Below are 20,200 nucleotides of genomic sequence, written 5' to 3' on the forward strand. Positions count from 1 at the left end.
ACTCAGGACCCTAGCCGGTGGAAGCGCCCGCGCCGGTGCAGCAGCGGGTCGTCGTCCTCACCGACGACGGCGTGCTCGACGACCGCGGCGACCTCCACCGACCAGCCGACCGTGCGCTCCCCCTCGAGCCGTACGTCGGCCCAGGAGCCCGCCGAGGCCAGGCGCGGCCCGTGCGGGGTGTCCACGAACTCCGCCTGCCGGAACAGCCCGCCGGGCGCCGGCGCGGTGCCCGCGAACCCCTCCGCGAGTCTGCCGGTCGTGCCACGACAGCAGCTTGCACGACCGCGCGCCCGGTCTCGCGCAGCACCTCGACCAGGTCGGAGTCCGGGTCGAGCAGCGCGAGCAGCCGTGGCTCGGGGCCCATCGCGACCAGCAGCGAGGTGACGGTCAGCCCGGCGCGCTCGCCCGCCTCGCCGGCCGTCCACAGCGTGACCGCGCCGCCGAGCCGGCCGCGCAGGCGTCGTACCGGATCGGGGTCGGGGTCGGCGAAGGGGTGGCCGGAGTGGATCGTCACCGGACCACCCGGGGCACCGTGAAGGTCCACTCGGTGCCGTAGCCGCCGCTGTCGAGGCTGGCCGTGCCGCCGAGGTCGCGGACCCGGCCGCGGATCGACTCCGCGACGCCGAGCCGGCCCTCCGCGGCGGCGCTCTCCAGCCGTCCGGCGGGGATGCCGGGGCCGTCGTCGCGCACCGAGACCTCGATGGTGTCGCCCAGGTCCTCGACCAGCACCCAGGCGGGAGCGCCCGCGCCGACGTGCCGCTCGACGTTGTCCAAGCAGGCGCGGACGACGGCCACCAGGCTCCGCCACGGCCGTCGAGGGCAGGCTCGACCGCGCCGGCGGGCAGGGCCACCTCGACGCCGGGCCGCGTGCCCAGCGTGCCGAGCGCCGCAGCGAGGTCGGCGCTCGCACCGGTCGCCTGCGTGCTGACCGCGTCCTGGGAGCGGATCAGCGTGCGCAGCGCCTGCTCCTGCTCCCCCGCGAGCCGGCCCAGGCTCGGCCGCCTCGCCGCCGAGCTCGCCACCGCGGCGCTGGACCAGGGCGAGCACCTGCAGCACGCCGTCGTGCACGACTCGCGCCAGCCGGGCCCGCTCGGCCGCGGCGGCCGCCTCGCGCTGGGCCTCGTCGCGCTGGGCCGCCATCTCCTTGAGCGACTCGCACACGAAGCCCACCATCGAGCCGCCGAGCAGCAGCAGGAAGACGTTGCCCCAGTCCTTCTCGTGGACCTCGGCGCGCAGCAGCAGGTCCACGGCACCGAGCACGGCACCGGCGACGGTGCCGCCGCGCCAGCCCCAGCGAGCGGCCCAGGCGAGCAGGGCACCGATGATCCAGTAGCCCGGGACGGTGGCGTGGAACCACTCGCCCTTGGCGATCGGCGTGATCACCAGCAGGCCCACCGCGAGACCCAGGTCCAGGCCGAGCAGGGCGGGGCTGCGCCGCTCGGGCGCGGCATAGGCCACCACGAAGGCGAAGGTCGCCACGACCATCACCGCGACACAGGCCCAGCCCAGAGCCGGGCGGTCGTAGTTGTTGCGGTAGACGCTGACGGCAAGGGTGTAGGCCAGCACCACCACGCGCAGCACGGCGAGCGCGCGGAACATGCGGTTCTCGACCGCGAGCGCCGCCCGCGTCGTACCGCCGCTCATGCTCAGGAGGCGAGCTTGCGGTGCTCGCCCTCCGCGCTGTCGGCCTTCTTGGACTCGGCCTTGGCGCGCGAGGCGTACATGTCGACGTACTCCTGCTGGGACAGGCGCATGATCTCGTACATGATCTCGTCGGTGATCGAGCGCAGGATGAAGCGGTCGTTCTCCATGCCGGCGTAGCGGGAGAAGTCCAGCGGCTTGCCGAAGCGCACGGTCGGACGGGTGATCCGGCCGAACTTCTTGCCCGGGGGCGCCACCACGTCGGTGCCGACGACGGCGGTCGGGATCACCGGGACGCCGGTCTCCAGAGCGAGGCGGGCGATGCCGGTCTTGCCGCGGTAGAGCCGGCCGTCGTGGGAGCGGGTGCCCTCGGGGTAGATGCCGAACAGACTCGCCCTCGGCCAGCACCCGCTTCGCCGAGACCAGGGCGCCGGAGGCGGCGTCACCGCTGGTGCGGTCGATCGGGATGTTGCCGGTGCCGGAGAAGAAGTTCTTCTGCAGCCAGCCCTTGATGCCCGGCGAGGTGAAGTACTCCGCCTTGGCGACGAAGCGCACCATCCGCGGGATCACCAGCGGCATGAAGAGCCAGTCGGCGTACGACAGGTGGTTGCTCGCCAGGATCGCCGGCCCGCTCGACGGGACGTTCTCGAGACCCTCGGCGCGTGGCCGGAAGACGACCTTGAGCAGCGGCCCGAGTGCGATGAACTTCAGGAACCAGTAGAACACCGGAAGACGCACCTTTCCCCAACGCTTCGGCACCCGCCCGATCGGACACCGCCTGCCTCGCAGCGTAGTGCCTCCGCGGGCACGGGGCGTATCCCGCCCGTCACCTGGTTGCGGCACAATCGCGCCATGTCGTCGCTGACCCAGCCCCTCACCGTCGCCGCCCGCCCCGAGACTCACCGGAGGGGTGCGGGTCGGGGTCCTGCTCAGCCACGGCTTCACCGGCTCCCCCGCCTCGATGCGGCCCTGGGGCCAGCACCTCGGCGCGCTCGGGTACGGCGTCCGGGTCCCGCTGCTGCCCGGCCACGGCACGACCTGGCAGGACCTCAACGGGCGCCGCTTCGAGGACTGGTACGGCGCCGTGCGCGAGGCCTACGAGGCGCTGCACACCGAGCACGACGTGGTCGTCGCGGGCGGGCTGTCGATGGGCGGGGCGCTGGTGCTCAAGGCTGGCCGCCGACCTCGGCGACGCGCTCGGCGGGGTGATGGTCGTCAACCCCGCCGTCGCCACCAAGCGGCTCGACGTGAAGTCTGCTGCCGGTCCTCAAGCACGTCGTCCCGTCGTTCCCGGCGATCGCCAACGACATCAAGAAGCCCGGCGTCGACGAGTCCGGCTACGTCCGCACCCCGCTGCGCGCGATCCACTCCTTCATCGGGAGCTGGCCGGGGATCATCGCGGACCTGCCGAAGGTGACCGCGCCGCTGCTCTACTTCCGCTCGCTCGAGGACCACGTCGTGGACGGCTCGTCCGAGCCGGTCATCCTCGACGGGGTCTCCTCCACCGACGTCACCCGCGTCGAGTCTGCGGGACAGACTTCCACGTCGCGACCCTCGACAACGACGCCCCCACGATCTTCGAGCGGTCCGCGGCGTTCGTCGCGCGGGTGAGTGCGACGTAGGCTGGCTGCGTGCAGCGAGAGCCCGACGAGGACGCCGCCTGGCGGGCCATCGTCGACAACTACGGCGAGCGCGTCCTCGAGGACGAGGACGAGGCCCCCGCCGAGCCGGAGCCCGCGCCCGAGCCGGTGCTCCCCGCGGAGCCCGAGGAGCCGCCCGAGCCTCGCCGAGCACGACGAGGACCGCTTCGTCCCGCCGACCCTCGGCCCGCTGCCCCGCACCCCGGTCGACCGGCTGCTGGCCTGGATCGGCGTCTTCGGTGCCCCGGCCGTGCTGCTCGTCGTGGTCGTCACCGGGATCTCGGTCCCGCGACTGGTCGCCTGGGCGCTGGTCGGTGCCTTCCTGGTCGGCTTCGGCTACCTCGTGCTGCGGATGCCCAGCGACCCGCGCGACCCCTGGGACGACGGCGCCGTCCTGTAGCAGCGAGTTAGGGCCGCCCGTCGCGGGCGAGCAGCGCCGCCCCGATCGCTCCGGCGCCCGGGCCGAGCGCCGCGGGCACGATGTCCGGCACCGGCCGGTGGTCGGTGCCCTGGAGCGCGCCGCGCAGGCCCACCCGGGCGGGAGCGAGCAGCAGGTCCCCGACGGCGGAGACGCCACCGCCCACGACGACGACCTCGGGGTCGAAGGCGGAGACCAGGGCCGCCGTACCGACGCCGAGCCAGGTGCCGATCGAGGCGAAGGCGTTGCGAGCCACCTCGTCGCCGGCCAGCGCCATCGCGGTCACCTCCGGCCCGTCGAGGTGACGGCCGAGCGCGACCCGGGAGACCCGCTCCAGCGCGCGGCCGCTGCAGTACTGCTCCCAGCAGCCGTGCAGCCCGCACTCGCAGGCCAGCCCGTCGGGCACGGCCTGCATGTGCCCGAACTCCCCCGCCAGGCCGTGCGCGCCGCGCACCAGCCGGCCGCCGAGGACGAGCGCGCCGCCGATGCCGGTGCCGATGGTGACCAGCACGACCGAGGCGAACCCCTGGGCGGCACCGGCCAGCGAACTCGGCGTACGCCGCGCAGTTGGCGTCGTTGTCCAGCACCACCCGGTGCCCGGTGCGCTCCTCCAGCCGCGCCCGGACCGGTACGTCGCGCCAGGGCAGGTGCGCGCCGAACAGGTACCGCTCGCCGGCCGCGTCGACCAGGCCGGCCGCGGAGACACCGAGGGCGACGGGCGGCTCGGCGAGGGTGACGTCGGCGGCCGCTGCGGCCACCGCCTCCTCGACCGCCTCTGGGGGCGCGGTGCGGCCCGGCATCGGCCGGGTCGCGGTCTGCTCCACCGTGCCGGACTCCCCGATCCGCACGGCGAGCACCTTGGTGCCGCCCACGTCGACGCCGACCCAGGAGCGGTGCGTCATCGCACTAGGCTGCGGGCGAGGTCCGCGGCGCCGATCACGCCGGCTCGGTTGCCCGGACTCGGCGAGCCGGATCTCCGCGGTCGGGCGGTAACCACGTCCGCTCAGACTCGTGCTCGAAGGAGGCCCGCAGCGGGTCGATGAGCAGCGCTCCCGCCTCGCTCACGCCGCCGCCGATCACGACGACCGCCGGGTCGAGGACCGCGACGAGCGAGGCGATGCCGTGCCCGAGCCACTGCCCGAGCCGCTCGAACTGCTCGATCGCGAACCGGTCGCCGTCCTGGGCCGCCGCGGTGATCATCGGCCCGGTGATCTTCGCCGGGTCCCCGCCGGCGCGCTGCAGCAGGTCGCGGGCCAGCAGCGAGCCTGGCCGCCACCGCCTCGCGGGCCGCGCGGACCAGGGCGGTGCCGCTGGCGTACTGCTCCAGGCAGCCGTGGTTGCCGCATCCGCACACCCGCCCGTCCGGTACGACGCACAGGTGGCCGATCTCGGCGCCGACCCCGTGCGCCCCGCGCAGCAGGGCACCGTCGATGACGACCCCGCCGCCCACGCCGGTGCCGACGGTGACCATCAGCCTGGTCGTCCACGTCGGCGCCGCCGCCGTAGCGGAACTCGCCCCAGGCGGCGGCGTTCGCGTCGTTCTCGACCACGACCGGCAGCCCGGTGAGCCGGGCCAGGTCGGCACCGAGGGGCTCGTTGCGCCAGGCGATGTTGGGGGCGAAGAGCACCGTCGAGCGGTCCGAGGCGACGTAGCCCGCGGCGCCCACGCCCACGGCGGTGATGCCGTGCTCTGCGGCGAAGCCGGCGACCAGCCGGGCCGCGGCCTCCTCCATCGCGGTCGGGTCGGTGGCCGGGGACTCCACCCGGTTCTCGGCGACGACATTGCCGTCGGGGTCCACGACGGCGCCGGCGATCTTGGTGCCACCGATGTCGATGCCGCAGGTCAGTGTGCTCACGGGGTGTCTCCGAGGTCGGGGTCGTCGGCGTCGAGGTCGATCTTCTCCACCGCGGGACCGCGCGCGTGTCCCGGGGTGCCCCCGGTCGCGCTCCCGGGCGGCGGCGGGAGCGTCTCCATGAAGCCGGCAGCCGCCTGGAGCAGCGAGGACGCCGCGCTCAGCAGGTGGGTGCGCACCTCCGGCGAGGTCTCCCGCACCGCGTGCACCACCCGGCACACCGGGCAGTAGCGGCACTCCGCGCTGCCGGTGGCGATGTGCTCGTTGACCTCGTGGGCCATCGAGGCGGCGTGGCCGGCCAGGTCGCCGAGGCTGCCGGCGGCCTCACCGCCCTGCTGCTTGGCGAGGTCGGCCAGGGCGCCGAAGAGCCTTCATCGCCTCCTCGCCGACGCTGCCGACCTCCGGCTCACGAGGCTCGTGCTCGTCGCTCATCGCGCCTCCTTCCCGGTGGCGGCGGGCGCGGGCTCGGCGAAGCGCACCCGCAGGCTCGCCCTCGATCACCCGCGCGCCGGCCACGGTGAGCCGGGCCAGGCCGGCGGGCAGCGTCAGCAGGCGGCGGTAGGAGCCGACGGTCATCACCAGGCTCGTCACCGTTGCGGGCGAGGTCCACCTCGGCGCGGGTCACGAACGGCAGCGCCAGGTGCACCACGGCTCCCCCGGCCTCGGGGCGGGTCACCCGGAACGGCCCGTCGCCGAGCGGCGGCGCGAGCGGGTCGGCGTCGTCGTACAGGTCGCGGGCGAGGGCGGCCAGGGCCTCCACGCCGACCGGCTCCGCGGGCTGGTACTCCGAGGTGAACACCGGCAGCCCAGTGAAGGACTGGGCCACCTCGGCCAGCACCCCGGCCTGGGCCTCCACCCAGGCCGCACGCCACGGGTCGGCGTCGGAGGCGGGGAAGATCCGGTTCGCGACGACCCCGTCGACGCGGTAGCCGAACAGGCACAGGCTGGTGTAGGCCCGCCGCGCCTCGGCGAGCACGACCTGCTCGGGGGTGAGCACCAGCCGCACGCTGGCCTCCGGCCCCGACAGCAGGGCGTGCACCTCGTCGAGTCTCGGCGTGCAGGCGGGTGATCGCGTCGAAGACCGCGTCCCCCGGCATGGGTACGCCGGCCGCGCGGTTCAGCACCGGGCGCAGCGCCCGGACCAGGCGCCGCTGGATGGGCAGCAGCCGCTCGATGTACCACCCCAGCGCCTCGGGCAGCGCCAGCAGGCGCAGCGTCTCCGCGGTGGGCGCGCAGTCGACCACGATCACGTCCCACTGCCCGGAGCGGGCGTGCTGGCGCAGGCTCCAGCAGTGCCAGCACCTCCTCCGCCCCCGGGATGACGGTCATCTCCTCGGCCGCGACCGGGTCCATCCCGGCGGCGTCGAGGACGGAGAGCAGGTAGCGCTGGATGTCGGCCCAGGACTGCTCGAAGCGCAGGCTGGGCGTCGACCTGCTGCAGGAACAGGTGCGGCGCCACCTCGGTGGGCTCGGAGGCCCGGTCGCCGCTCGAACCGGCCGGGACCGCGCCGTAGGCATCGGCCAGGGAGTGCGCCGCGTCGGTCGAGATCACCAGCGTGCGCAGGCCTCGGGCCGCCGCGAGCGCAGCCGTGCCCGCAGCGACGGTGGACTTGCCGACGCCGCCCTTGCCGGTGAAGAGAACGATCCGCACGGCTCGCTCAGGCGCCGGACTCGACGCGCTTCTTCAGCCCCTTGAGCGCGGTGTCGATGAGGATCTTCTCGCCCTTGCGCTTGAGCATGCCGATCAGCGGGATCGAGACGTCGAGGGCCAGCCGGTAGGTCACCTCGGTCGAGGAGGCGCCGGTCGCACGCAGCACGTAGGCACCCTCCAGCGCCTTGAGCATCTTGCCCTCGACCAGGGTCCAGGTGACCTGCGCGTCGCCGTCCCAGTCGTAGGCGAGGGTGTACTCGTCCTTGATCGGCGAGACGTCGAGGGCGAAGAACACCTCGCGGGCGCGGCCAGCCTGCTTCGGGTCGGCGCCGTCGTAGGTCGAGCGGACCTCGGCGACGGTGACGCCCTTGGCCCAGGCCGGGTAGGCCGCGAAGTCCGCGATGACGGCCATCACGTCCGCGGCGGGGGCGTCGACAACGATCGACGAAGACGTCTGTTCGGCCATGCCGGAAGGCTACCGGACCCTGCTCCCGCCCGGCTCCGGCCACTGCGACGACGTGACGCAGAACTCCCCGGGCCGACGAGCGGTAGCCTGCGAAGGTGCGTGAGTACTCCACCCCGCAGACCGTCACCGTGCCGGCCACCGGCAACCTCACCGACGACGTGGTCCGCAACGCAGCCGAAGCCCCGGACGCCGTGCAGTTCAGCCGGCCCGACGGCGACGGCGGCTGGTCCGACGTCACCTGCGCGGAATTCCTCGGCGAGGTCTCCGCGGTCGCCAAGGGCCTGATCGCCGCGGGCATCGCCCCCGGCGACCGGGTCGCGCTGATCTCGCGCACCCGCTACGAGTGGACGCTGCTCGACTACGCCATCTGGTTCGCCGGTGCGGCCACCGTGCCGATCTACGAGTCCTCCTCGGAGGAGCAGATCGCCTGGATCCTCTCCGACTCCGGCGCCCGCGCGATCGTGGTCGAGGACGCCGCCCACACCGCCCGGGTCGCGGCGGTGCGCGGCGAGCCTGACCTCCCTCGAGCACGTCTGGGCGATCGAGGACGGCGCCGTCGCCGAGCCTGACCCGGCTCGGGGAAGCGGTCGGCGACGCCGATCTCGAGGCCCGTCGTACGACGGCGGGGCCGGGCGACCTGGCGACGCTGATCTACACCTCCGGGACCACCGGCCGGCCCAAGGGCTGCATGCTCAGCCACGACAACTTCCAGAACGAGACTCACCGTCGCGGTCGCCGAGCCTGGAGCGTCTCTTCGACACCGAGGGCGCCTCCACGCTGCTCTTCCTGCCGCTGGCCCACGTCTTCGCCCGGATCATCCAGGTGGGCTGCATCAAGGCCCGCACCCGGCTGGGCCACAGCGCGGACATCAAGAACCTGCTCCCCCAGCTCGCGACCTTCCAGCCGACGTTCATCCTCGCCGTGCCGCGGGTCTTCGAGAAGGTCTTCAACACCGCCTCCCAGCGGGCGACCGCCGACGGCAAGGGCAAGATCTTCGACCGCGCCGCCGAGGCCGCGATCGCCTGGTCCCGCGCGCTCGACAACGGCCGGGTTCCGGTGCGGGTCCGCGCCCAGCACGCGCTCTTCTCGCGGCTGGTCTACGGCAAGCTGCGCACGGCGCTCGGCGGTCGCTGCGAGTTCGCCGTCTCCGGCGGGGCGCCGCTCGGCGACCGGCTGGGCCACTTCTACCGCGGCATCGGGGTCACCGTGCTGGAGGGCTACGGGCTGACCGAGACCACCGCCGCGCTCACGGTGAACCTGCCGGACGCGCAGAAGGTCGGCACGGTCGGGCGGCCGATCCCCGGCACCGCCGTACGGATCGCCGACGACGGGGAGCCTGCTCTTCAAGGGCGGCCAGGTCTTCACCGGCTACTGGAACAACCCCGAGGCGAGCGCAGAGGCCCTGCAGGACGGCTGGTTCCACACCGGCGACGTCGGCGAGGTCGACGACGAGGGCTTCGTGCGGATCACCGGCCGCAAGAAGGAGATCCTGGTGACCGCCGGCGGCAAGAACGTCGCGCCGGCCGTGCTGGAGGACCGGGTCCGCGCCTCGGCGCTGGTCAGCCAGTGCCTGGTCGTCGGCGACGGCCAGCCGTTCATCGGCGCACTCGTCACGATCGACGAGGAGGCCTTCCCCGCCTGGGCCGAGCAGCACGGCAAGTCCGGCAAGATCGCCGACCTGGTCGACGACGACGACCTGCGCGCGGAGGTCCAGGCGGCGGTCGACGAGGCCAACAAGGCGGTCTCCAAGGCCGAGTCGATCCGCAAGTTCACCATCTTGCCGGCCGACTGGACCGAGGAGGCCGGGCAGGTCACCCCCAGCCTCAAGGCTCAAGCGGAACGTCGTCCTGCGCGAGTGCCGCGAGGAGATCGCCGCTCTTTACTCGTGAACACCTCACCTCTCCCGTAGGCAGCCCGATGTCACTTCCAACGGTTTTGCGATTTCCGTCACTCCACCCCTCGACCTTCGCTAGCGTCCGAGCCTGCGCCGAAGGACGGGAGGCCGGAGGCGCGGGACTCGGGATTGGTCGCTGGCCGGCGTTTGTCGGAGGGACGTACGTCGAGTCAGCACATGGGGAGCGGGAGGGCTCTGAAGTGGACCGTCGCAGGTTGCTGCTCGTCGTTGCCGCGGTGATCGCCGCGCTGGGCGTCGCACTCGTCTTCATCTACGCGCGCCACGCGGACAACCGCGCGGCGGCGAAGTACGACGCGGTCGAGGTGCTCACCGCCTCGCAGGAGATCGAGCCGGGCGAGAGCCTGGACGACGCGCTGAAGAACGGCAAGGTGCAGCTGACGCACATCGCCAAGGCGCAGGCTCCTCGAGGGCGCCAGCGAGAACTCGAAGCCGCTGCGCGACAAGGTCGCGCTCACCACGATCTACCCCGGCGAGCAGACTCGTCCCGGTGAAGTTCGGGGCGTTGGAGGACGTCGAGGCCGCCGCCACCCTGCCGATCCCGGCGGGCAAAGCTCGCCATCTCGATCCTGGTCAAGGACGACGGCCGGGTCGGCGGCTTCACCCGCGCCGGTGCGGAGATCTCGGTCATCTCCACCCTCCTCGACGACTCCGGGCACCCGGTCCTGACCCGGGTCCTGCTCGACCGCGTCACGGTCCTCGCCGACGGCAGCCAGACGGTCAAGAGGGAGGAGGGCGATGCCGCCGACACCAGCGGGTCCGGCGACTCCAAGAGCCTCGAACGACTCCGAGCCTGCAGCGCCTCGTCACCGTCGCCGTCACCCAGAAGCAGGCCGAGCAGGTCCGCTTCGCGGAGAAGAGCGGCGAGTCTCAGCATCGCGCTGCTCAACGACAAGAGCACCGTGAAGACCGGGACCCCGGTCACCAAAGACAACCTCTTCGACTGAGAGGAGCGGACATGCCCGTGATCGTCGAGGCGGATTCCGCCTCGGTCCCGGTCCTCCTCGCCGCACTGCCGACCGGATCCCACTCGGTCGCTTCGGTCGAGCGGATGTACGCCTGGCTCGACCAGCACCCCGACGAGTACGTCGTCGTGCTCGGCCCGTCGCTGGACCTGGACACCGCGCTGGAGTGCGCCGAGGAGCCTGCGGATCAAGCGGCCCACGGTCAGCGTGGTGCTGGTCCGCGAGCAGTTCGACACCGACGTGCTGGCGCGGTCCATGCACGCCGGTGTGCGGGACGTGGTCGTCGCCGACAGCGACGACAAGGCGCTCACCAAGGCCGTCGAGCGCGCCCACCAGGCTCTTCGAGGCGCTGCGCGGTCCGGGCGGCGCACGCCAGGCTCGGCCGGGTCGTCACGGTGTTCTCGCCCAAGGGCGGCGTCGGCAAGACCACCTCCTCGGTCAACCTGGCCCTCGCGCTGACCGACCGCGGTGCCCGGAAGGTCTGCCTGGTCGACCTCGACCTCGCCTTCGGTGACGTCGCGATCACCATGCAGCCTGTTCCCGACGCACTCGATCGAGCAGGCCGTCGGCTCCGAGGACTCCATCGACCTCGCGATGCTGGAGGGCCTGCTCACCCGGCACGAGGACTCGCTCACCGTGCTGGCCGCGCCGGCCCACCCGGACGTGCGGGAGCGGATCACCCCGCTGCTCATCTCCCGGATCCTGCGCGCGCTGCGCGACGGCTTCGACTACGTGGTGGTCGACACCTCGCCGTCCTTCGACGACGCCACGCTGACCGCGCTGGACGAGACCGACGAGTGCGTCATCATCGCCACCCTCGACGTACCGACCCTGAAGAACGTGAAGGTCGCCCTCGAGACGATGGACATGCTCTCGATCGCCCGCGGTCACCGGCACCTGCTGCTGAACCGCGCCGACGACGAGGTCGGCATCAGCGTGGAGAAGGTCGAGAGCATCCTCGGCATGCCGGTCACCTCCCAGGTCGCGACCGCGGTGGACATCGCCGCGGCGACCAACTCCGGCACCCCGATCGTGTCCCACAAGCCCCACCACCCGGCCAGCCAGGCCTACTTCCACCTGGCGGCATCCGTCACCGGCGAGCCGGTGACCGCGCCCGGCGCCGCGATGCCGGAGAGCACCCCGGAGACGGCCCGGTCGCGCGGCTTCTTCCGCCGCGGGAGGAACTCATGAGCAGCCTGTCCGAACGTCTCGCCGCCGCCCGCCGTGAGGCCGCTGCCCAGGGCAGGCACGCCGCGGAGCCCGGTGAGGGTGCGAGCGCCGTCGCCACCGTGGCGCCCAAGGCGCCCACCGCACCGGCCACGCCCGCCGGGCCCGAGCCCGCCGGCAGCACGCCGACGACCGCCGGCCCCCTCTCCGCCCGCGCCGCCGCCGCGAGCGCGGAGAGCCGCCCGACCTCCCGGCGCTCGATCGCCAACCCCGAGGTCGACCGGATCGAGGAGCTCAAGTCGAGCGTCCACGCCGAGCTCCTCCAGCAGACTCGGCCCCCACCTGTACGACGCCGAGATGGACCAGGACGAGTCTGGACCAGACCGTGCGCAGCGTGCTGTCGGAGGTGCTCGGCGCGCAGGACCGGCCGCTGAGCGCGGCCGACCGGGCCCGGGTCACCCAGGAGATCACCGACGACATCCTCGGCTACGGCCCGATCGACCCGTACCTGCGCGACCCCGAGGTCTCCGAGGTGATGGTCAACGGCCACGACGACGTCTGGCTGGAGCGCGACGGGCGGCTGGTCAAGGCCGAGGCGCACTTCGCGGACGAGGCCCACCTGCGCCGCACGATCGACAAGATCGTCTCCCGCATCGGCCGCCGCGTCGACGAGTCCTCCCCCATGGTGGACGCCCGCCTCCCCGACGGCAGCCGCGTCAACGCCATCGTCCCGCCGCTGGCGATCGACGGCTCCGCGCTGACGATCCGGAAGTTCTCCACCGACCCGCTGACGGTCCAGGACCTGATCAACTTCGGCTCGCTGACCCCGCAGACCGCGGACTTCCTGGATGCCTGCGTCCGCGGCCGGCTGAACGTCATCGTGTCCGGCGGCACCGGCGCCGGGAAGACCACGACGCTCAACGTGCTGTCCTCCTTCATCCCTTCCGACGAGCGGATCGTGACGATCGAGGACGCTGCCGGTTCGCGAACCAAGCAGGACCACGTGGTGCGCCTGGAGTCGCGCCCCTCGAACATCGAGGGCAAGGGCGCGGTCACCATCCGCGACCTGGTCCGCAACAGCCTGCGCATGCGGCCCGACCGGATCGTGGTCGGCGAGGTCCGCGACGCCTCCGCCCTGGACATGCTCCAGGCGATGAACACCGGTCACGACGGCTCGATCTGCACCCTGCACTCGAACGGCCCGCGCGACACCCTCGCCCGCATGGAGACGATGGTGCTGATGGCCGGGATGGACCTGCCGATCCGCGCCATCCGCGAGCAGGTCGCCTCCGCGGTGGACCTGATCGTGCACCAGACCCGGTTCAAGGACGGCTCGCGCCGGATCACGCACATCACCGAGGTCGAGCGGATGGAGGGCGACATCATCACCCTCCAGGACGTCTTCGTCTTCGACAACAGCGCCGGCTTCGACGAGAACGGCCGGGTCCTCGGGCGGCTGCGGACCACCGGGCTGCGCCCGAAGTTCCTGGAGAAGTCTGGCCTACGCGAACGTCGCCGTGGACCCGACGATCTTCCGCACGGAGCGGATCTGATGTCCGCGCGCCGGGCACTCGTGCTGCTCGCCGCGCTGCTCGCCGCCCTGCTGCTGCCCGCCGGCGCGGCGTCCGCCGAGGACGGCACCATCGCTCACGTCGAGTCCGACGGCAGCAGCCTGAGCGTCCTGGTCAACGTGCCCGAGGGCGCCGACGTCGACCTCGCCGGGGTCGAGGCCACCCTGGACGGCGAGTCCCTGAGCGCCACCGCGGCGCCCGCGGGCAACGGCTCGGCCGTCAAGCGCACCACGGTGCTCGCGATCGACACCAGCGCCTCGATGAACAAGCAGGGCCGCTTCACCGCCGCCAAGGCCGCCGCCACGACCTTCCTCGACACGGTGCCCGCCGACGTCGAGGTCGGCATCGTCACCTTCGACAACAGCGTCAGCGTGGCGCTCGCGCCGACGACCGACCGGGCCGCCGCGCGCACGGTCGTCGGCGGCCTGCGCCTGGCCCGCGACACCGTCCTGTACGACGGCGTCGCCGCCGCGGTCGACGCGGCGGGCGACACCGGTCAGCGCACCGTGCTGGTGCTCTCCGACGGCGCCGACACCGGCGGCGAGGTCACCCTGGAGGCACTCGGCGCCAAGATCGGCGACACCAAGACCCTGGTCGACGTGGTCAGCCTGGGCCAGACCGGCCCCGCGCTCGCACCCCTGCGGGCGCTCGCGACCGCCGGGCACGGCCGGGTCATCGAGAGCAGCGGCACCGCCCTGGCCGCGGACTTCCGCTCCGAGGCCGACACCCTGGCGAGCCAGGTCCTGGTCACCGCTCCGCTGCCCAGTGGTTTCGACGCCGACCAGGCCACCGTGGAGGTGACCCTGCCGACCGGCGGCGAGCCGGTGCTGGCGCGCGCGCTCGCACCGATCCAGACCTCCTCCGGCGACCAGCCCGCGCGGGACCCGGAGCCGTCGGTGACGCTGCGCTCCCCCGGCGGCGGCTGGGACACCCCGCCCTGGGTCCTGTACGCCGGGCTGGGCGTGCTCGCCCTCGGCCTGGTCACCGTCGCCGTCCTGCTGGTGCCCGCTCGCCCGGCGCCGATGAGCATCGCCGAGCGCGTCGAGGCCTACAGCGCCCAGGTCACCCGGCCGGTCGCGAAGGAGTCGAGGCCGGCGAGCGAGCCGATGCTGGAGCAGGCCAAGGCCGCGGCCGCGGGGGTGCTGCAGCGCAACCGGGGCCTCGACGACCGGCTCTCGCAGCGGCTGACCGCCGCGGGCAGCGGCTTCAAGCCGTCGGAGTGGCTGCTGGTCCACATCGCCGCCGTCTTCGCCGGTGGCGTGGTGGGCCTGCTCGTGGGTGGCGGCAACATCATCGTCGGCGTCCTGGCGATGGTGATCGCCTACTTCCTGCCCCCGTTGTTCCTCACCTTCCAGGCCAACCGCCGGCGCAAGGCGTTCGAGACGGCCCTGCCCGACGTGCTCCAGCCTGATCTCCGGTGCGCTCAGCGCCGGGCTGTCGCTGGCCCAGGCCGTCGACACCGTCGTCCGGGAGGGACCGGAGCCGATCGCCTCGGAGTTCAAGCGGGTGCTCGTGGAGGCCCGGATCGGCATGCCGATCGAGGACGCCTTCGAGGGGGTCGCCCAGCGCTTCGAGAGCAAGGACTTCGCCTGGTCGGTGATGGCGATCCGGATCCAGCGCCAGGTCGGCGGCAACCTCGCCGAGTCTGCTCAACACGGTCGCCGGCACGATGCGCGAGCGGGCCTACCTGCGCCGCCAGGTGCGCACGCTCTCGGCCGAGGGCCGGTTCTCCGCCATCATCCTGTGCGCGATGCCGCCGCTGTTCTGCCTGTACCTCTACCTCTCCGACCGCAGCCTTCCTCAACCCGTTCCTGCACGACCCGCGGGGCTGGGCGCTCCTCGGCATCGGGATCGTCCTGATGAGCCTGGGTACCTTCTCGATGTCTCGACTGGTCAAGGTGGACGTCTGATGCTGCTCCTGCTCGCCTTCGTCCTCCTCCTCGCCGCGGTGGCCGTGCTCGGTGCGGCGTTCACGAGGACGGAGCCGTCCGACGGACTGTCCCGGGCGCTGCGCGCGCTCGAGCAGCAGGGCACGGCCGACCCGGCGCTCGTCGCCGAGGCGGAGCAGTCCTTCACCGACCGCGTCGTGAACCCGCTGCAGGACCGGGCCCTCGGGCTCGGCCGCCGGATCACCGGTGCCGACCAGGCGGAGCGGATCCGGCGCAAGCCTGGAGTCGGCCGGCAACCCGGCGGGATGGACCGTCGACCGGGTCATCTCCTCGAAGGTGCTCGGCGCCGTCGTCGTACCGATCGTCCTGGTGGTGCTCGCTCTCCTGCTGGCGCTGTCGACCACGATGGTGCTGCTCGCGGCCCTCGTCGGGGTGGTGCTCGGCTTCTTCAGCCCGGACCTCTACCTCTACAACGTCGCCCAGAAGCGCGCCGACCAGATCAAGCGCACGCTCGCCGACGCCGTCGACCTGCTCACCATCAGCGTCGAGGCCGGGCTCGGCTTCGACGCCGCCCTGCAGCACGTCGCACGCAACACCGGCGGCCCGGTCGCCGAGGAGTTCTCCCGGGTGCTGCGCGAGATGCAGGCTCGGCCGCAGCCGCGCCGAGGCGCTGCGCACCCTCGGCGAGCGCAGTGACGTCGAGGACCTCAAGACCTTCGCCGGCTCCATGGTGCAGGCCGACAACTTCGGCATCCCGATCGCCCAGGTGCTGCGCGTCCAGTCGGGCGAGATCCGGGTCAAGCGGCGCCAGTACGCCGAGGAGAAGGCGCAGCAGGTGCCGGTGAAGATCATGATCCCGCTCGTGCTGTTCATCCTGCCCTGCCTGCTCATCGTCGTCATCGGCCCCCCCGTCCTGAACGCCATCGATGCGTTCCGGGGCTGAGGAGCCCTAGGGTCACCCCATGGCCAGCAGCCAGACCTTCGCCGTCGTCGCCGCAGCACGGCTCTTCGCCCTGCTCGCGATCGGTGGACCCATCCTGTGGCTGCGCCAGAGCCAGGGCGTGCTCGCGCTGCTGCTCATCGGCCTGGTCTGGATCTACCAGGGCGTCACCGCCACCCGCCGTGAGCCTGCAGGCTGTCACTGAGCCCGACCACCGAGGCGGCGACGATCGGGATCATCTGCGCGGTGAGCATGCCCTACGGGCCCTCCATCCTCGCCGCACTGGTCGTGCCCCCGCTCTACGCCACGGCGACGGCCGGCATCCGCACCATGCTGCGCACCGTCTTCGTCGAGGTGATCGCGGTCGTCGCGCTCGCGCTGATGTGGTGGGAGCGGATCACCAACGACCAGGCGGTCGGCATCTTCACCTGGGTGATGACCGGGCTGGGCCTGAGCCTCATCGCCAGCGTCACCTTCTCCGGGGACCGCCGCCCGGACCCGCTCGCGCCGTACCGGGACGCCCAGGAGCACCTCAAGCAGTCTGCTCGCCCTGGCCGGGAGCCTGAGCTCCGGCCTCGACGTCGGGGCCCTCGGCGGCGAGATGCTGAGCGACGTCAGCGACCGGATCCCCAACCGCGGCTTGGTGCTCTTCGTCCCGCGCGGTGACGACCTCACCCCGGTGGCCGCGACCGTGGACCTCGACACCGGCGACCTCGCGGCCTGCGAGACCCTGGCCGGCGACGTACGACGCGGGCTGGGTGAGCGCCGTGGCACGGTCGAGATCGGCCAGGGCTTCGCCTTCGAGGTCAGCGACCAGGCCATCGTCGCCGGCCTGCTGCCGATCGGCGGGGAGCCGAGCGCGATCCCGCTCGCCGAGGTCGCCGCCAGCCTCGGCGACAACGCGGTGAAGGCTCGACGCCGCACTGCTCTTCGCCCAGTTCCGCGACGCCGCCACCGCCGACGAGCGCAACCGCCTCGCCCGTGAGATGCACGACGGGGTCGCCCAGGACATCGCCTCGCTGGGCTACCTCGTCGACGCGCTCGCCGCCCGGCCCGCCGACGAGCAGCAGGCGAAGACCTTCGCGATGCTGCGCGAGCGCGTCTCCGTGGTGGTCTCCGAGGTCCGTCGCTCGGTGATGAACCTGCGCACCAGCATCGGCGAGGCGGAGAGCCTCGGCGGCGCGATCAGCAGCGTGGCCCGCCACCTGTCGGAGTCCTCGGGCATCCCGATCCGGGTCCGCCTCGACGAGCAGCCCGCCCGGCTGCGGCCGGAGGTGGAGGCCGAGCCTGTTCCGGATCGCCCAGGAGGCGATGAACAACGCCGTCAAGCACGCCCGGGCCACCTCGATCGACGTACGGTGCCAGGTCTATGCACCCGAGGCGATCATCACGGTCACCGACGACGGCGTCGGCCTGCAGGCCGCCCGCAGCGACTCCCACGGGCTCAAGATCATGCGCGAACGTGCGAGACTTGTCGGCGCGGAGCTCGTGGTCCGGGACAACGCCAGCCGAGGGCTCACCGTCTCGGTGTCCCTCAAGGTTCCCCGCCATGCCGTCGGGGCGCACCCGGCGGAGACGACATCGGAGGAGATGAGATGAGCGACAGCATCAGTGTGCTCCTGATCGACGACCACGAGTTCGATCCGCAACGGGCTCGGGGCGGTGCTGGACCTCGAGCCGGACCTCGAGGTCGTCGCGACCGCGGGCTCGGTCGCCGAGGGGATCGCGAGCCTTCCACGATGTCTCCCCGGACGTCGTCATCACCGACCTGCAGATGCAGGACGGGACAGGTCTCGACGTCGTCCGCACGCTGCGCAAGGAGAGCGACCAGGTCGGCCTGATCGTGCTGACCATGCACTCCGGGGACGAGCAGATCTTCGCGGCCATGCAGGCCGGTGCGTCCGGCTTCGTCGGCAAGGACGCGCCCTCGACCGAGGTGATCAAGGCGGCCCGGCACGCGGCTGTCTCCCCCAAGGCCTTCGTGTGCGCCGGCCTGGTGGGCGCGATGATGCGCCGCCAGTCCGCGGAGTCGACGGCCCTGACCGAGCGCGAGCACGACGTCCTGCTGCTGCTCGCCGAAGGCCTGAACGCCGCCGCGATCGGCCAGAAGGCTCTACCTCAGCGAGTCCACGACGAAGTCCCACATCGCCCGGATCTACCAGAAGGCTGGGGCCGCCAACCGCGCCCAGGCCCTGGTCACGGCGATGCGGATCGGGCTGCTGTCGACCGTCCAGCCGTCCGCGCGCTGAGGCCCCCGGGACTCCGTGGTCCCGATCACGTCCACTGGCTAGTCAGAACTGACTAGCGGCGAGAATCCGAACTCCCGATCCCTCCGGTGTCTCGGATCCGGCAGAGTTCTGGGTGTCGGGGAAAGCACTCCCCGGGGACACGATTCAACCAGTGCAAAGGGGAACCCCGATGGTCCAGTACCTCCAGATCCTGCTCAACGCCCGCTTCGCCAAGATGGAGGAGCGCGGCGCCACCGCTGTCGAGTACGGCCTGCTCGTCGCCCTGATCGCCGTGGCGATCATCGTCGCGGTCCGCCTCCTCGGCGGCAACCTCGCCGCGATGTTCAACGGCACCGCGACCGACGTGGCGAACGCCTGATCCGAGCGGATCGACATCGCGAACGGCCGGGCTGGTGCAGCCCGGCCGTTCGTGCGTGCGGACGGCGTCGTACGTCGTCCCGGGAACGAGCAACCCAAGGAAGGTGCGCGATGGAAGCCAGCACGATGACGGAGCTCGGTCCCTCCGACGAGCGTGGCGCCACCTCCGTCGAGTACGCCCTGCTCATGACCCTGATCGCCGTGGCGATCCTGGTCTCGGTGGGGCTCTTCGGGGACGCGGTCCGCGGGTTGTTCGCGAACGTTCAGTTCTGAGCCCGCGCCAGGCCGATCCGCTGCAGGACGGTCGGGTGCGAGCCGAACCAGAACTGCGACCATGCCGGTGGTGTGGGGTCGGCATGGGAGCGCAGGGCGAGACGGCGCTGGAGCGCGACGAAGGCCTGGGGGTCCCTCGTCTGCTCCAGCGCCGTCTGGTCCGCCCGGTTCTCGATCTGGCGGCTGACGCTGTTCTGCAGGGGAGCCGAGAGCACCGTCGCGAGCGCGGCCAGCGCCAGCACCGCCGGCACCCGGGGCACCGCCTCGCGGCCGCGGCGCTCCCCCAGCGGCACGAGCAGGCCGAGCAGCCCGATGCCGGCGAGCGCGCCGGCGGCGCCGAGCGCGGTACCGGTCACCACGTCGTCGTACTTGGCGTGGGCGAGCTCGTGGGCGACCACCGAGAGCACCTCCTCGCGCGGGGTGCCGTCGACGAGGGTGTCGTAGAGGACCACGCGGCGGGTGCCGCCGAAGCCCGAGACGTAGGCGTTCAGGGCCGTCGTACGACGTGAGGCGTCGGCCACCAGCACGTCGTCCACCTGCACCCCCTCCGCGTGCGCCAGGTCCAGCACCTCGGTGCGCAGCGGGCCGTCGGGCAGCGGCTCGAAGGAGTTGAAGACCGGCTCGATCAGCAAGGGGTAGACGAAGGAGCCGGCGACCACCAGCCCGGCTCCCAGCGCACCGGCGACCGCCGGCCAGGCGCGCGGCCAGCGCCGGGCACAGCCGACCAGCACGACCACCGCGAGCGAGGTCGACACGATCGTGATCAGCCTCGCTCTTGACCACGTCGAGCGCCCACGCGCCCCAGCCTGCCGGTCGCGACGCCCTCGTCGAGCGCCGGGCGCCGCAGGGCGTACCCGAACGGCAGGGTGACCACCCGGCCGACCACCGTCAGCGCGGCGACCACGACGACGATCCGGACCCACCACCAGCCGGGCACCCGCGCGGCCCACGCCGGCCCGCGGCGGCCGAAGCCCAGCCAGCAGGCCACGAGCAGGGAGACCGCGAGCGCGGACCAGGCTCCACACCCGGCCCCAGCGCGCGTAGTGCTCGGCGCGCTCGATGTCGGCCGGGGAGAAGACCGAGGACGCCGGCACCGGCGACGACAAACCGTCCCACGGCACCCGCAGCACGGCTAGGACCACGAAGCCCACCGCCCCCACGGCCACGGTGCCGATCGCCACCCGCCGCGCGGCCGTCCGGGTCTCCAC

General features: G+C 72.7%; 24 protein-coding genes and 6 pseudogenes. 16 read left to right on the forward strand and 14 right to left on the reverse strand.

What is annotated here, in order from left to right:
- Positions 1–2: 2 nt before the first annotated feature.
- Entirely contained in the window at positions 3–425 is a 423-nt protein-coding gene (locus G5V59_RS08830) for a hypothetical protein (RefSeq protein WP_278256207.1), read from the reverse strand.
- 85 nt (positions 426–510) lie between these two features.
- Positions 511–2,367, reverse strand: a complete 1,857-nt coding sequence (locus G5V59_RS36200; protein ID WP_341350887.1) for a DUF5931 domain-containing protein — start codon at positions 2,365–2,367, stop codon at positions 511–513.
- Between the two features lie 235 nt (positions 2,368–2,602).
- Here G5V59_RS36200 and G5V59_RS08845 point away from each other — a divergent pair.
- The 3 genes and pseudogenes from G5V59_RS08845 to G5V59_RS08855 form a co-directional block, all read left to right on the forward strand.
- Positions 2,603–2,758, forward strand: a pseudogene (locus G5V59_RS08845) (esterase); the annotation flags it as partial.
- Positions 2,759–2,849: 91 nt separating this feature from the next.
- Positions 2,850–3,263, forward strand: a complete 414-nt coding sequence (locus tag G5V59_RS08850) for a hypothetical protein (protein ID WP_278260286.1) — start codon at positions 2,850–2,852, stop codon at positions 3,261–3,263.
- Positions 3,264–3,272: 9 nt separating this feature from the next.
- A complete protein-coding gene (locus tag G5V59_RS08855; protein WP_278256209.1) occupies positions 3,273–3,692 on the forward strand; it encodes a hypothetical protein in 420 nt (139 codons plus the stop codon).
- Here the strand turns inward: G5V59_RS08855 and G5V59_RS08860 are convergent.
- The 11 genes and pseudogenes from G5V59_RS08860 to G5V59_RS08910 form a co-directional block, all read right to left on the reverse strand.
- Entirely contained in the window at positions 3,689–4,405 is a 717-nt protein-coding gene (locus G5V59_RS08860; RefSeq protein WP_341350888.1) for an ROK family protein, read from the reverse strand. The two genes, G5V59_RS08855 and G5V59_RS08860, sit on opposite strands and share 4 nt — an antisense overlap.
- Positions 4,302–4,601: pseudogene (locus G5V59_RS08865) on the reverse strand (ROK family protein); the annotation flags it as partial. The gene G5V59_RS08860 and the pseudogene G5V59_RS08865, both read right to left, overlap by 104 nt.
- 34 nt (positions 4,602–4,635) lie before the next feature.
- Positions 4,636–4,899, reverse strand: coding sequence for an ROK family protein (locus tag G5V59_RS08870; RefSeq protein WP_278256210.1), 264 nt, complete (start codon positions 4,897–4,899; stop codon positions 4,636–4,638).
- Between the two features lie 139 nt (positions 4,900–5,038).
- Positions 5,039–5,170, reverse strand: a pseudogene (locus G5V59_RS08875) (ROK family protein); the annotation flags it as partial.
- A 70-nt stretch (positions 5,171–5,240) separates the two neighbouring features.
- Positions 5,241–5,555: pseudogene (locus G5V59_RS08880) on the reverse strand (ROK family protein); the annotation flags it as partial.
- Entirely contained in the window at positions 5,552–5,833 is a 282-nt protein-coding gene (locus G5V59_RS08885; protein ID WP_278256211.1) for a hypothetical protein, read from the reverse strand. The gene G5V59_RS08885 and the pseudogene G5V59_RS08880, both read right to left, overlap by 4 nt.
- A 43-nt stretch (positions 5,834–5,876) precedes the next feature.
- On the reverse strand, positions 5,877–6,143 hold the full coding sequence (locus G5V59_RS08890; protein WP_278256212.1) for a hypothetical protein: 267 nt from the start codon (positions 6,141–6,143) through the stop codon (positions 5,877–5,879).
- A gap of 190 nt (positions 6,144–6,333) precedes the next feature.
- Positions 6,334–6,591: pseudogene (locus tag G5V59_RS08895) on the reverse strand (ArsA-related P-loop ATPase); the annotation flags it as partial.
- Positions 6,592–6,703: 112 nt separating this feature from the next.
- A pseudogene (locus G5V59_RS08900) lies at positions 6,704–6,802 on the reverse strand (ArsA-related P-loop ATPase); the annotation flags it as partial.
- Positions 6,799–7,203: an ArsA-related P-loop ATPase gene (locus tag G5V59_RS08905; protein ID WP_278256213.1), complete on the reverse strand. Its 405-nt coding sequence runs from the start codon at positions 7,201–7,203 to the stop codon at positions 6,799–6,801. The pseudogene G5V59_RS08900 and the gene G5V59_RS08905, both read right to left, overlap by 4 nt.
- Before the next feature lie 7 nt (positions 7,204–7,210).
- Complete coding sequence (locus G5V59_RS08910; RefSeq protein ID WP_278256214.1) at positions 7,211–7,669, reverse strand: SRPBCC family protein; 459 nt, start codon at positions 7,667–7,669, stop codon at positions 7,211–7,213.
- Positions 7,670–7,764: 95 nt separating this feature from the next.
- On the opposite strand from G5V59_RS08910, the gene G5V59_RS08915 reads away from it, so the two are divergent.
- The 13 genes from G5V59_RS08915 (at position 7,765) to G5V59_RS08975 (ending at position 18,992) form a co-directional block, all read left to right on the forward strand.
- Positions 7,765–8,238: an AMP-binding protein gene (locus G5V59_RS08915; protein ID WP_278256215.1), complete on the forward strand. Its 474-nt coding sequence runs from the start codon at positions 7,765–7,767 to the stop codon at positions 8,236–8,238.
- A gap of 253 nt (positions 8,239–8,491) precedes the next feature.
- Positions 8,492–10,075 carry an AMP-binding protein gene (locus tag G5V59_RS36205; protein WP_341351162.1) on the forward strand — a complete coding sequence of 528 codons (1,584 nt, stop codon included), beginning with the start codon at positions 8,492–8,494 and terminating at the stop codon, positions 10,073–10,075.
- Positions 10,072–12,147, forward strand: coding sequence for a ParA family protein (locus tag G5V59_RS08925; protein ID WP_278256216.1), 2,076 nt, complete (start codon positions 10,072–10,074; stop codon positions 12,145–12,147). Before G5V59_RS36205 ends, G5V59_RS08925 begins: the two co-directional genes overlap by 4 nt.
- Positions 12,099–15,194 (forward strand): ATPase, T2SS/T4P/T4SS family, encoded by a 3,096-nt coding sequence (locus G5V59_RS08930; protein WP_278256217.1) that lies wholly within the window; start codon positions 12,099–12,101, stop codon positions 15,192–15,194. The genes G5V59_RS08925 and G5V59_RS08930 overlap by 49 nt, the downstream gene beginning before the upstream one ends.
- A gap of 225 nt (positions 15,195–15,419) precedes the next feature.
- Entirely contained in the window at positions 15,420–15,869 is a 450-nt protein-coding gene (locus tag G5V59_RS08935; protein WP_278256218.1) for a type II secretion system F family protein, read from the forward strand.
- Positions 15,844–16,116 carry a type II secretion system F family protein gene (locus G5V59_RS08940; RefSeq protein WP_278259734.1) on the forward strand — a complete coding sequence of 91 codons (273 nt, stop codon included), beginning with the start codon at positions 15,844–15,846 and terminating at the stop codon, positions 16,114–16,116. The genes G5V59_RS08935 and G5V59_RS08940 overlap by 26 nt, the downstream gene beginning before the upstream one ends.
- Before the next feature lie 19 nt (positions 16,117–16,135).
- Positions 16,136–16,318 (forward strand): hypothetical protein, encoded by a 183-nt coding sequence (locus tag G5V59_RS08945; protein ID WP_278256219.1) that lies wholly within the window; start codon positions 16,136–16,138, stop codon positions 16,316–16,318.
- 41 nt (positions 16,319–16,359) lie between these two features.
- Positions 16,360–16,779, forward strand: coding sequence for a hypothetical protein (locus G5V59_RS08950; RefSeq protein ID WP_278256220.1), 420 nt, complete (start codon positions 16,360–16,362; stop codon positions 16,777–16,779).
- Positions 16,757–17,098 carry a hypothetical protein gene (locus G5V59_RS08955; RefSeq protein WP_278256221.1) on the forward strand — a complete coding sequence of 114 codons (342 nt, stop codon included), beginning with the start codon at positions 16,757–16,759 and terminating at the stop codon, positions 17,096–17,098. Before G5V59_RS08950 ends, G5V59_RS08955 begins: the two co-directional genes overlap by 23 nt.
- A gap of 1 nt (position 17,099) precedes the next feature.
- Complete coding sequence (locus G5V59_RS08960; RefSeq protein ID WP_278256222.1) at positions 17,100–17,954, forward strand: histidine kinase; 855 nt, start codon at positions 17,100–17,102, stop codon at positions 17,952–17,954.
- On the forward strand, positions 17,888–18,418 hold the full coding sequence (locus tag G5V59_RS08965; protein WP_278256223.1) for a response regulator: 531 nt from the start codon (positions 17,888–17,890) through the stop codon (positions 18,416–18,418). The genes G5V59_RS08960 and G5V59_RS08965 overlap by 67 nt, the downstream gene beginning before the upstream one ends.
- Before the next feature lie 113 nt (positions 18,419–18,531).
- Positions 18,532–18,720, forward strand: coding sequence for a Flp family type IVb pilin (locus G5V59_RS08970; protein WP_278256224.1), 189 nt, complete (start codon positions 18,532–18,534; stop codon positions 18,718–18,720).
- Positions 18,721–18,845: 125 nt separating this feature from the next.
- Positions 18,846–18,992, forward strand: coding sequence for a Flp family type IVb pilin (locus G5V59_RS08975; RefSeq protein WP_278256225.1), 147 nt, complete (start codon positions 18,846–18,848; stop codon positions 18,990–18,992).
- Here G5V59_RS08975 and G5V59_RS08980 read toward each other — a convergent pair.
- The gene (locus G5V59_RS08980) at positions 18,983–20,200 is read right to left on the reverse strand and encodes a M48 family metalloprotease (RefSeq protein ID WP_278256226.1); all 1,218 of its coding nucleotides are present in this window, start codon (positions 20,198–20,200) and stop codon (positions 18,983–18,985) included. The two genes, G5V59_RS08975 and G5V59_RS08980, sit on opposite strands and share 10 nt — an antisense overlap.

The sequence above is a fragment of the Nocardioides convexus genome (assembly GCF_011090295.1).